The organism is Horticoccus luteus (assembly GCF_019464535.1).
GTDB lineage: Bacteria > Verrucomicrobiota > Verrucomicrobiia > Opitutales > Opitutaceae > Horticoccus > Horticoccus luteus.
On the sequence record NZ_CP080507.1, the window covers coordinates 3,863,199 to 3,874,461 of the forward strand.

The window sequence follows — 11,263 nt, forward strand, 5'->3', positions numbered from 1 at the left end:
TGTTCTTAATGTTGAAATTCCTCACCCCATCCGGCCGCGCCGCCGCCGTCTTATTCGTCGCCCTTGTCTCGCTCTGCCCGGCGCGGCTCCCTGCCGCCCACCAATGGCAGCCACCCGATCCGGCCGAACTCGCCGCCTCGGTCCCCCGGGTCGATCCCGACGCCGGCGCGGAGATTCTCCTCCGCGAAGTCACGGAAACCGACGAGGACAACACGATCCCGCAACGCACCGTTTACGTGCGCGCCAAAGTCTATTCCGAACGCGGCCTCGCCCAACTCGCCAAGGTCGAAATCCAATATGATAAGTCGAGTTCCATCCGGGAGATTGCCGCCCGCACCATTCTTCCGGATGGCACGATCATACCGCTGCGGCCGGATGAAATTTTCGATCGCGAGGTTCTAAAAACCGGCAGCGAGCGCGTGAAGGTGAAATCATTTGCGCCTCCCGGCCTGGTGCCCGGCAGCATGGTCGAATATTTCTATCGTGAGCAAATGGACTATTTGCCCCGCACTCGCGTGTTTTCCCTCCAAGCCGACCTGCCGACGCAGTGCGTTCGCTTCCATATCCGGCCGAACAACTATCACGACCTCCAAGCCCTGTTCTTCAATTGCGCCCAGCAAAATTTCGCGGCCGACAAAAACGATTTCCGCCACCTCGAGCTGACCAATGTGCCCGCGCGTTTGAACGAGCCCTTCGCTCCGCCCGCGCTCGAAATTGAACCCACCGTACTCATTTACGATAACGTCATGTTCTTCGGCGCCACTTCCTTGCCGTGGACCGAACGCGGCAAGCTTCTCCAATACTGGGTCGATAAGTTGCTCAAACCCACCAAACGGCTCAAGGCCGTCGCGGAGAAACTTACGACCCCGCAGGATTCCGCCCAGGACCGGATCACGAAGTTTTACAACTATTGCCGCACTCAGATTGTAAATCGCGACGACGACACCGCCGGATTTACCGACAAGCAGCGCGACAAGTTGCCGCCCAATATCGACCCCGATAAGACGCTGAAACTCGGCCACGGCGTCACGCAGGATATTAACCTGCTCTTCGCCGCCCTCGCTCGCACCACCGGACTCGACGTGCGGCTGGCGCTGACGGGGGACCGCAGTTTTATCTTTCCCACCCCTGCACTCACCGAAGCGTTTGCACTGCCGAAGCTGATTGTGGCCATCCATGTCGGAGCGGATTGGACCTACTTCGATCCCGGCAATCGCTACCTCGCTCCGGGGCAACTCGATTGGAATAATTCCGACATCCAGGCCGTCATCGCCGACGCGGACAACGGCCAGATTGAGCGCGTGCCGGGCGTGCCTGCGGAGGACTCTATCCGTCATCGCACGGGCACCTTCAACCTCGATCCCGAGGGCAATCTCGACGGTGATGTGCACGTTGACTACTCCGGCCTTTGGGAGGTCGAGATGAAGAACACGCTGGACGCTCAGACCCCCGACGAACGCGCCACGACGATCAAAAACGAAATCGTGGACGTGTTACCGCTCGCGGAAGTCACGAGCATCGCAGTCGAGGGCGCCGCCGATCCCTTGGGTCGGCTCACCGTCCGCTATCACCTGCGGGTGCCCCACTACGCCGAGCGCACCGGCTCGCGCCTGTTCGTCCAACCCGCCGTGTTCCAAAAGGGAGCTGCGGCGGTCTTCGTCAAACCCGACCGCAAAACCAATCTTATCTACAAATATCGTTTCACTGAGTCGGATAAGATGAGCATCAAGCCGCCGGAAGGCTACACGCTCGAAGCGGGGAACGCTCCCGCCAACCTCGATCTCGGCGAGGCCGCCAGCTATCGCGTCTCGCTCGGCGTCACGAAGAAGACCCACACGATCATCTACCAGCGCGAGTTCGCTCAGCACATCATGTATCTGCCACGCGAGAATTACGCCGCGTGGAAACAGGCGCTCGACGAGATTCGCACTCGCGACGGTCACACCCTCTCCCTCCGCCGCCCCGCCCCCGCGGCTGCGGAAACGCCCCCGGCCGACGCCGCCACCCAACCCGCGTCCGCCGCGCCCACGGGCCTCTGAGCGTGCGGCTGCTCCTCACCTTTTTCGCGGTCGTTCTCGCGCTGGCGGCCCACGCTCGCACCACCGCTCCCGATTGGATGCGCGAAGCCGCGCGCCTCGCCCCGGCCGCCGCTGCCGCGGAGGTGGACGCCACGATTCTCCTCGACGAGCAACGCCTCACCGTGGAGGCGAACGGCACGTATCGAATTCGCGTGCGCAAGGTCACGAAAATCCTGACCGACAACGGTCGCACCCAAGCCCGCGCCTTGTTCGCTTACGAGCAAGGCGCGGAAAAAATCCGCTCCCTCGATGCGTGGCTCATCCGCCCCGATGGCGCCACGACGAAGCTGGATAAATCCTGTTTCGCCGATGTCGCCGTTTACGCCAGCGCCTTGGAATTGTATAGTGAGCGGCGCGCCCGGCTGGGATTGCCCGCCGAAAACGCCGACCCCGGCTCCATCTTCGGCTACGAAGCCGATGTCGAGCAGACCGCGGTGCTCGGACAACTCACGTGGAGTTTCCAACGCGCCTTGCCCGTCGAGCGCTCGGTCTTCGCCGTGAGTCTGCCCGACGGCTGGACGCTCGATGCCCGTGTTTTTAATCATGCTCCCGTCGAACCGCGGAACGCCGGCGGCACCGCCGTGTGGGAATTACGCCACCTGCCCGCCTTCGAAAACGTCCCGTTCGGAAATTCGTTCGCGGCCGGCGCCGTCCAACTCGCCCTCGACCTCAAACCTCCGCTGCGGCCAGGCCGGCCGGAGGTCCGCGCCACGTTTTCCGACTGGCGCGCGGTCTCCGCTTATTTCACACCCGCCTTCGATGCCGCCGCCGTCCCGGATCCCGCGATCACGCAACGCGTCGCGCAGGCCGTCGCCGTCGCGCCCACGCCGTGGGATCAAGTCACCGCGCTTTGCCGCCTCGCGCAGTCGGCCAACTATATTTCCATCGATCTCGACGCCGCGCACGCCGGCGGTTTTCGGCCCCGCCCGGCCCCGGCCGTTTTCCGCTGCAATTACGGCGACTGCAAAGACAAGTCCACGCTGCTCCGCGCCCTGCTGGCGGCCCACGGCGTGGAATCCTGGCCGGTCGCCGTTTTCGCCCTCGACCGCGACCGCGTGAAACCCGACTGGCCCTCGCCGCTCCAGTTCAACCACTGCATTCTCGCCATCCGGATCGGCGACAACGCCCAACCGCCCGCCCTGCTCGTCCATCCGACCTTGGGCCGGCTCATGCTCTTCGACCCGACCGATCCCTACACGCCCCCCGGATTGCTGCCCACCGGCGACCAAGGCGGCTTCGGTTTGCTGCTCGCCGGAGAGTCAGGCGGTTTGATCACGCTGCCCACGCTCGATGCCGCCCATCATCATCTCGACCGCCAGATCCGCGCGCGAATCGCCCCCGACGGCTCCATCTCCGGCACGATCGAAGAACATTTCGCGGGCTCCGAATCGTCCGCCGTTCGCGCCGGCTGGCGTGCGCAATCGGCCACGGATTTCCAGGCCCGCCTCGCCACTTGGCTCGCCACCACGCTCAACGGCCCGCAGATCACGCGCTGCGAGCCCCGGGATGATTTTGTGCAAGGCAACTTCGATCTCGGCGTGGATTTCAACGCCACCCGCTTCGCCCGGCGGATGCGCAACACGCTGCTGATCTTCAAACCCGTGGTTGTCGCCCGGCGTTCCGCGGTAATCCTCAAGCCCGAACCCCGCCTCAGCCCCATCGCGCTCCCTGCCACTCGGTTTACCGAACGCACCGAACTCGCCCTGCCCGCAGGCTACCGCCTCGACGAAATGCCCCCGCCGCTGGAACTGCGCACCTCGTTCGGCACCTATACCTCCCACGGCGCGATCGCCGACGGTAAGTTCATTTTCTCACGCCGCCTGGAGTTGCAGGCGACCACGCTCCCCGCCACGGAATACGAGCACGTCCGGCGCTTTTTCGAGCAGGTGGCGGAGACCGAAAACACGCCGGTCGTTCTGGAGAGAGTCGAACCGACCGAATCGCCCGCCGTCGATCCTGCCGACTCCTGAGCCTTTCGGCTCGCGGGAACCCAGCCAACGAAGTCCGCCGCGTTTTTTTCTCGCCCGCCCGCGCGCGCTCCTGACGCTGTCCGCACTCCCACATGCTTTCCGGCATCCTCCTCGCCCTGGCTGCGTCGCTCGTTTACGGTTTTCTCGGCGTCGCGTTCGAAGCGGCCGGCAAACGCCACTACCCCGCGTGGCCTTTCATTTTCTGGAAACAGCTCTGCGGCACCGTGCTGATTTTCGCCGTGCTGCTGATCATGCGCACGCCGCTTTATCACCCGCAGGTGCTCGGCCTCGCCGCCATCGGCGCCCTCAGTTACGTCCTCACCTGCGCCTGTTATCTCACCGCCTCCCGCGAGCGCGACATCGCCGCCAACTGGACCATCGTCAACCTCTCCGTCCTTGTGCCGCTGCTCGCCTCCATCTTGTGGTTTGGCGACAAGTTCACCGGCCTGAAGGCCGCCGGCGCGCTCCTCACGCTCGTCGCCATCGTCCTCGTCAGCGGCAACGCCACGCTCGGCAGCGTCGCCCGCGGCGATTCGCGGTGGAAGACCTTCATCTTCGGCGCGTTTCTCCTGAACGGCGTGCTGTCCACACTCTTCCGCTGGGTGCCGCCGGCAGATGCGTTTCTCTTCGTCGGTTACTTCTACGCCGTGAGCTTCGTGATGGCGGCGCCCTTCATGTTCACCGCCACGCGTGCGCCGGCGACCTCCGCCGCGTCGCCCTCCGCGCCGCCGGCGTCCAGCAAACTTTCCCGCGGCATGCTCGGCTGGAGCCTCGTCGGCGCCGCGTCGCATTGCACCGGCATGCTGCTGACGATGGCCGCGCTCGCCACCGTGGCGAAGGTCAGTCACGAGCCCGGCGTCATCGTCTATCCGATCACCAACGGCTTCGTCATCCCGCTCGGCGTCGTGCTCGGCGCGCTCATTCTGCGCCAGGCCATCGATCGCCGCCGCTGGCTCGGCGTCGCCGTCGGCATGGCCGGGCTTGTTTTGCTGTCGCTGCCTTGACGCCTCGTTGCCGCGGCTGATTCTGAGCGACCTTCATGTTGTTGCGTCGCACCCGCTCCTTTCTCACTCGATGAAAATCACCGAGGTCATCTGCCAGATCCTCCGCATCTCAACGGTCGAAGCGAAAACCGCCGGCACCCAGGATACGCTGCTCATCCGCGTGCGCACCGACACCGGCCTCGAAGGCATCGGCGAATCCGACGCCTCGCCCGAGATCCTCAAGGCCATCATCGACGCGCCCTTCAGCCACAACATCGCGAGCGGCCTGCGCCGCCTCCTCCTCGGCCTCGATCCGCTCGAGACCGATTTCATCCGCGAAAAGCTTTACCGCGCCACGATGTATTACGGTCGCCGCGCCGTCGGCGTCGCTGCGATGGCCGGCGTCGACATGGCGCTCTGGGACATCAAAGGAAAATTTTTCCAGCAGCCCATCCACCGTCTTCTCGGCGGCAAACGCCACGCCACCATCCCCGCCTACGCCTCGATCCTCTTCGGTCGCGATGGCCAGCAGACCAAGGACATCGCCCAGCGCTGGCGCGCCGCCGGTTATCGCGCGATCAAGTTCGGCTGGGAGCCCATGGGCCAGAGCGAAGCCCTCGATGTCGAACTCGTCGCGGGCGCGCGCGCCGGCGCCGGCGACGATGCCACCGTGCTGATCGACGCCGGCTGCGTGTGGGACGCCCGCACCGCCCTCAGCCGCGCGCAACGTTTCGAAGCCTTCAACATCGGCTGGCTCGAGGAGCCGCTTTCGCAGGACGACCTCGACGGCTACGTCTGGCTCCGCGACCGCTCGCCCGTGCCGATCGCCGCCGGCGAGGGCGAATGCGGCCGCGCCGCCTTCCGCCCGTGGATCGACCGCCACGCGCTCGACGTTTATCAAGTCGATCTCGCGCGCAACGGCTTCACCGACTCCCTCTACATTCGCCAACGCGTCGAGGAAATCGGTGCGCGCCTCTGCAACCACTGCTACAAAACGCCCATCAGCGTCGCCGCCTGCCTGCATTGGCTGAGCACCTGCGCCGGCGCCTTCATCTTCGAGGATTGCGTGGAGGATTCGCCTCTCCGCCACGAACTCACCCACGAACGCATGCAAGCCGTCGATGGCGTGATGACTGTGCCCGACGCCCCCGGCCTCGGCATCACGCTCAACGAAGATTTCGTCCGCGCCCACCTCGTCTCCGAGTCCCGCGCCTGAGCCCGCTTTTCTCCCGTTCGCCATGAGCGCCTCGTCCTTTGCCGGCCAGCACGCCATCGTCACCGGTGGAGGCACCGGCATCGGCCGCGCCCTCGCGCTCGCCCTTGCCGCGCGCGGCGCCACCGTCCTCATCGTGGCCCGCAACGCCACGCACCTCGCCGAAGTCGCGTCGCACCGTCCGGACCTCATCCGCACCGCCGCCTGCGATCTGCACGATGCCACGCGTTGGACCGAACTCATCCGCGCGCAGCCGCGCCTCGATCTCCTCATCAACAACGCCGCGCTCAGCGTCCCCACCGATCTCGCCAACCCCGCCGACACGTCCCTTGCTGAAGTCATGGCTGTGAATTTCGGCGCCGCCTGGACCGGCTCGCGCGAAGCCGCCCAGCACATGCGCGCCGCCGGCGGTGGCCGCATCGTCAACATCACCTCCGTCCACAGCCGCCTCGCCGAACGCGGCAGCACCGCCTACGGCGTCGGCAAAGCCGCCCTCGAACAACTCACGCGCTGCCTCGCCGTCGAGTGGGCGCCGCACGGCATCCTCGTCAACGCCGTCGCCCCAGGCTTCGTCGATACGCCCATGAGCCGCGCCACCGGCATCAACGAACTGGAGACCGATTGGTTTCGCCAAAACTACCTCGCCAGCGGCCGCATCCCGCTGCGCCGCGCTGCGCAACCCGACGAAATGGTCGCCCCCGTCCTCTTTCTCGCCAGCAAGGAAAACACCTACGTCACCGGCCAGACGATCATCGCCGACGGCGGCCTCTCCCTCACGCTCTAGCCCGCAAAGTCTCCTCCGGGAAAACCGTTCTCCCCTTTCTTTTTCTTTCTCCTTCGTCCGTTCCGTTTCGTTCCTTCCTAGCGCTCGTTAGCGGTTAACCGAAACCTCTCCTTCCTATGAACATCATCTTTTTCGGGGCTCACCCCGACGACCTCGAAATCCTTTGCGCCGGCACCATCGCCGCCTGCGTCGCCCGCGGCCACACCGTTTGGATGGCCGTCGCCACCAACGGCAATGTCGGCAGCCCCACGCTCACCAACGCCGAGATCGCCGCCACCCGCCACGCCGAAGCCGAAGCCGCCGCCAAAACCCTCGGCGCCGCCGGCCTCATCTGGATGAATGAGAACGACGAGTTTCTCTTCGACGACGAACGCACCCGCCTGAAATTCGTCGACGCCGTGCGCCAGGCAAAGGCCGACGTGATCGTCACGCATAACCCCAACGACTATCACCCCGACCACATCGCGTGCTCCAAACTCGCCTCCGATGCGCGCATCCTTTCCGCCGTGCGCCTCATCCCGACCGCGCATCCGCATCTCGCGAAATCTCCCGAACTGTTCCACATGGATTCGATTGCCGGCCTCCGGTTCGAACCCCAGTTCTTCGTCGACGTGTCGCCCCACTTCGAGCTGAAGCAGCGCGCCGTGCAGTGCCACCACAGCCAGAACGCCTGGCTGAAGGCCATCTTCAACACCGACCTCTCGCACCACGTGCAAGTGCAGTCCGCTTTCCGCGGCTTGCAGTGCGGCGTCGCCTACGCCGAAGCATTCGTGCAACCGGTCTACTGGCCCCGCACCGCCATCTCGCTGCCGTTTCTGACCCGCTGATTTCTCCGCGCCGTTAAATTCCCGCGGTAAGGACGCCGCTCGCCGGCGTCCGTCTTACCGCTCAATTCCAGCCCTCGCGCGGGTCTACTCCGCCAGCACTTTCTTCGCCGCCTCCTGCAACGCCGCCGCCATCGCGTTGTAAGGAAACGGCCCGTGACTGATGCGCGCGACGCCCAACTGCGCCAGCTCCGCCTTCGACGGCGCTCCCGGTTTCGCCAAGATATTCACCGGCCGCGGTGCGCGGGCGCACACCACGCCGATCAAGCGCGGATCGACCAACCCCGGATAGAACAACCCGTCGGCACCCGCCGCCGCATACGCTTCGCCCCGCTGCAGCGCTTCTGCCACCAGCGCGTCGTTGTGCGCCTCCGGCGGATTCTTCAGAAACAAATCAATCCGTGCATTGAGAAACGCGCGCACCCCCGCCGCATCCGCCCCGGCCCGCGCCGCGCGCACCCGCGCCGACTGTTCCTCGATCGAATACAGCCCCGTGCCGCCCACGATCTGGTCTTCAAAATTGATGCCCACGGCGCCCGCGCCGACGACGCGCGCCACATTCTCCTGCACCGTTTCCGCGGCGCGTCCGTAGCCGCCTTCAAAGTCCAGCGTCACCGGCACATCCACCGACGCCACGATCCGCTTCAAAAGCGTTACGACCAACTCCAACGGCACCTTCTCGCCGTCCTCAAACCCTTGCGCGGCGGCCACTGACCTGCTCCCCGTCGCAATCGCTTTCGCTCCCGCGGCCCGCACCGCTTTGGCGGAACCGGCATCCCAGATATTGTAGAGCACGACGGGATTTCCCTTCACATGAAGTGCGGAAAAGGCCCGCGCGTGAACCGCCTGTTCGGAATCTTGATGTGCCATGTTCGCATCGTTGGACACCGCAGCGCGCAGCGCAACTCCGCGGCGCCTGATCGAGGCTCGTGTCACAGGCTGACAAGGTGGGCTCCGCGCTCCGCGTGGGGCTCGGGCGCGACGTCGCCCCACAAACGACCGCGCGCCGAGAGCCCAACCCACCTCAGCGGCGCGGCAATGCAATCTGCGAGCGTCGATAGATTACGTTCCTCGGACGTCGCCTCGATGCACCGCCGGCTCATGGCGGGATCCTCCTCGAATCGCCCGCCGCGGGGTCGGCAAAAGATTGGCCACGCCCGCCCGCAGCGCTCACGTTTCGCGCCACTCCCGCGTATGCATCCCTCCCACGCTTCTTCGCCTTCCGAACACCCCCACGCCCGCGATCGCTCGTCCGCGCTCGCCCATCACGCGATTGATGGCTTCCCCGCCGTCACGCTGCGCAACGCATCCATCGCCACCACGATCGTGCCTGCCCTCGGCGCGCGGATGATCTCGCTCCACGCCACGACTCCCGGCGCCCGCGAATGGATGTGGGCTCCCCCCGATCACCGCGGCCTCTTCGCCTGCGCTCCCGACACCGCCTTCGAAAACGGCCCCGCCGCGGGTCTCGACGAATGCATCCCCACCGTCGCCCTCTGCACCATGGACGGCACGGCCATCGCCGACCATGGCGAGGTGTGGAGCCGCGCATGGGATTACGATCCCTCCGCCGAAACCGACGCGATCACCACGCGCATCGCGCTGCGATCTTGGCCGCTGTCGTTTCAGCGCCGCGTCAGCCTCGATGGTTCGTCCGTGCATTTCGACTACACCCTCGTCAACACGGCCGACCGCGCCGTGCCCTACCTCTGGGCGTTTCATCCGCTCTTCACGCTCGGAGCGCGCGACGAAATCGAGCTCGTCGGCACCTCCGACGTTCGCGTCACCGGCTCGCTCGGGAGTCCGCTTAAAACCGGCGATCGCGGCCCTTGGCCGACGCCCCATTCCGGCGTGCGCCTCGACCTCGCCGCCCTTGGCGCGGACGGCGCTCCAGGCACTCCCGCGCAATGCAAAGCTTTCCTCGCCACCGCGCACGCCCCGCGCATCGCGCTCGTCGACCGCGCGCGCGGCCAGCGTCTCACCCTCGCCGTCGATCCCGCGCAACTGCCCGCGTGGGGCTATTGGGTGAGTCGCGGCGGCTGGCACGGCCACACGCATGTCGCGCTCGAAGCGACCAACGCTCCCGCCGACGCCCTCACCGATCTGACGCCCGGCCCCGCCACGCACACCCTCGCATCGCGCGAAACCCGCACCTGGCGCGTCACGCTCACGCTCGACACCGTCTCGCGTTAAACGAAGCGCTACGAGCTCATCGCGTCTCGCTTGTCAGGCTGCCGGCAGACCGTGCGCTCCGCACGCGGCCTTGGCGCGAGTCCTTTGACAACCAACCGCGCGGAGCGCCCGGTCCACCGGCGTCGCGTTGGATGAAATGCGGGCGCCAATCGGTCGCGCCAAGCGGTCGCTCGGTTCTGACGGCCGGTGAACCCCGCCATCATTCTCCCGCAGCTTCTGCTGGCAGCCTCCGCCTCGCGAACTCCCACGCCGAATTCCAAATTGGGCGCTATTTTCCTTGGTGCCGCTCTCGCTTGCGCCTACCCATTCCAGCATGCCCCCAAGTGCCTTTGAGGAAGAACGCGATCTGAGTTTTCAACCGGCGGTCAACGCCTCCCCTCGCGCGCTCACGCAGGAGCAGATCGCGTTCTATAACGAACGCGGTTACATCAAACCGCTCGACGCTTACACGCCCGCGCAAGCCGACCAGAATCGCGCCTACTTCGACGATCTCCTCCGCAAAGTGCAGGCCGCTCGCTCCGATCTCGATTCCTATTCCATCAACGGCTTCCACCTCTGCTGCGCCGGGCTCTACGACATCGTGACGCATCCCCTGATCCTCGACCACGTGCAGGACCTGATCGGCCCGGACGTGATTTGCTGGGGCACGCACTTCTTCTGCAAACAGCCGCATGATCCGCGCAAGGTCGCGTGGCACCAGGACGCCTCCTACTGGCCCTTCACGCCCGCGCGCACCGTCACCGTCTGGCTGGCGATCGACGACGCCGATCGCGACAACGCCGCGATGATGTTCCTCCCCGACACGCACCGCCGCGGCCATTTGAAGTGGCGCTCCGTTGCGAAGGATCAAGCGGTGCTGAATCAAGAAATCGAAAACGCGAACCAGCTCGGCGAGCCTGTCTACGACGAATTGAAAGCCGGCCAGTTTTCGCTTCACGCCGACATGCTAGCGCACGGCTCCGAACCCAATCACTCCGCTCGCCGCCGCTGCGGCCTGACGATTCGCTACTGTCCTCCAACCGTGCGTGCGTTGAACCCCGGCTGGTCCAAGGGCGCGATTCTCTGCCGTGGCTCCAGCACCGCTGACGGCTGGACGTACAACGCCCGTCCCGTGGGAGAAAATATCAACCTCCACCTCCAAGCCATCGGCGCGAACTGATCGCCGCGTCTGCTCCTGCCATACCGCGCTCATATTGGTTTAGGTTGAAGTGCCGCCGC

General features: G+C 65.5%; 9 protein-coding genes. 8 read left to right on the forward strand and 1 reads right to left on the reverse strand.

Annotated elements, in window-relative coordinates; all coding sequences use genetic code 11:
- The first annotated feature begins 8 nt into the window (after positions 1 to 8).
- The 6 genes from K0B96_RS15705 (at position 9) to K0B96_RS15730 (ending at position 7,855) form a co-directional block, all read left to right on the forward strand.
- On the forward strand, positions 9 to 2,039 hold the full coding sequence (locus K0B96_RS15705) for a transglutaminase family protein (RefSeq protein WP_220161831.1): 2,031 nt from the start codon (positions 9 to 11) through the stop codon (positions 2,037 to 2,039).
- Positions 2,040 to 2,041: 2 nt separating this feature from the next.
- A complete protein-coding gene (locus K0B96_RS15710; RefSeq protein ID WP_220161832.1) occupies positions 2,042 to 4,048 on the forward strand; it encodes a DUF3857 domain-containing protein in 2,007 nt (668 codons plus the stop codon).
- A gap of 92 nt (positions 4,049 to 4,140) precedes the next feature.
- Positions 4,141 to 5,052 (forward strand): EamA family transporter, encoded by a 912-nt coding sequence (locus K0B96_RS15715; RefSeq protein ID WP_220161833.1) that lies wholly within the window; start codon positions 4,141 to 4,143, stop codon positions 5,050 to 5,052.
- A gap of 70 nt (positions 5,053 to 5,122) precedes the next feature.
- On the forward strand, positions 5,123 to 6,247 hold the full coding sequence (locus K0B96_RS15720) for a mandelate racemase/muconate lactonizing enzyme family protein (protein ID WP_220161834.1): 1,125 nt from the start codon (positions 5,123 to 5,125) through the stop codon (positions 6,245 to 6,247).
- Positions 6,248 to 6,269: 22 nt separating this feature from the next.
- The gene (locus K0B96_RS15725; protein WP_220161835.1) at positions 6,270 to 7,028 is read left to right on the forward strand and encodes an SDR family NAD(P)-dependent oxidoreductase; all 759 of its coding nucleotides are present in this window, start codon (positions 6,270 to 6,272) and stop codon (positions 7,026 to 7,028) included.
- Between the two features lie 116 nt (positions 7,029 to 7,144).
- Positions 7,145 to 7,855, forward strand: coding sequence for a PIG-L deacetylase family protein (locus tag K0B96_RS15730; RefSeq protein WP_220161836.1), 711 nt, complete (start codon positions 7,145 to 7,147; stop codon positions 7,853 to 7,855).
- A gap of 84 nt (positions 7,856 to 7,939) precedes the next feature.
- Here K0B96_RS15730 and K0B96_RS15735 read toward each other — a convergent pair whose 3' ends face one another.
- Positions 7,940 to 8,722, reverse strand: coding sequence for an isocitrate lyase/PEP mutase family protein (locus tag K0B96_RS15735; RefSeq protein ID WP_220161837.1), 783 nt, complete (start codon positions 8,720 to 8,722; stop codon positions 7,940 to 7,942).
- A 324-nt stretch (positions 8,723 to 9,046) separates the two neighbouring features.
- Between K0B96_RS15735 and K0B96_RS15740 the strand changes: the two genes are divergently transcribed.
- A complete protein-coding gene (locus K0B96_RS15740) occupies positions 9,047 to 10,045 on the forward strand; it encodes an aldose epimerase family protein (protein WP_220161838.1) in 999 nt (332 codons plus the stop codon).
- Positions 10,046 to 10,358: 313 nt separating this feature from the next.
- On the forward strand, positions 10,359 to 11,204 hold the full coding sequence (locus K0B96_RS15745) for a phytanoyl-CoA dioxygenase family protein (protein ID WP_220161839.1): 846 nt from the start codon (positions 10,359 to 10,361) through the stop codon (positions 11,202 to 11,204).
- Positions 11,205 to 11,263 lie beyond the last annotated feature (59 nt).

Excerpts from the sequence above, each read along its gene's own strand:
- K0B96_RS15725 (WP_220161835.1), top strand. The coding sequence starts at position 6,270 with ATGAGCGCCTCGTCCTTTGCCGGCCAGCACGCCATCGTCACCGGTGGA.
- K0B96_RS15715 (WP_220161833.1), top strand. The coding sequence starts at position 4,141 with ATGCTTTCCGGCATCCTCCTCGCCCTGGCTGCGTCGCTCGTTTACGGT.
- K0B96_RS15705 (WP_220161831.1), top strand. The coding sequence starts at position 9 with ATGTTGAAATTCCTCACCCCATCCGGCCGCGCCGCCGCCGTCTTATTC.
- K0B96_RS15730 (WP_220161836.1), top strand. The coding sequence starts at position 7,145 with ATGAACATCATCTTTTTCGGGGCTCACCCCGACGACCTCGAAATCCTT.
- K0B96_RS15745 (WP_220161839.1), top strand. The coding sequence starts at position 10,359 with ATGCCCCCAAGTGCCTTTGAGGAAGAACGCGATCTGAGTTTTCAACCG.
- K0B96_RS15720 (WP_220161834.1), top strand. The coding sequence starts at position 5,123 with ATGAAAATCACCGAGGTCATCTGCCAGATCCTCCGCATCTCAACGGTC.
- K0B96_RS15735 (WP_220161837.1), bottom strand. The coding sequence starts at position 8,722 with ATGGCACATCAAGATTCCGAACAGGCGGTTCACGCGCGGGCCTTTTCC.
- K0B96_RS15740 (WP_220161838.1), top strand. The coding sequence starts at position 9,047 with ATGCATCCCTCCCACGCTTCTTCGCCTTCCGAACACCCCCACGCCCGC.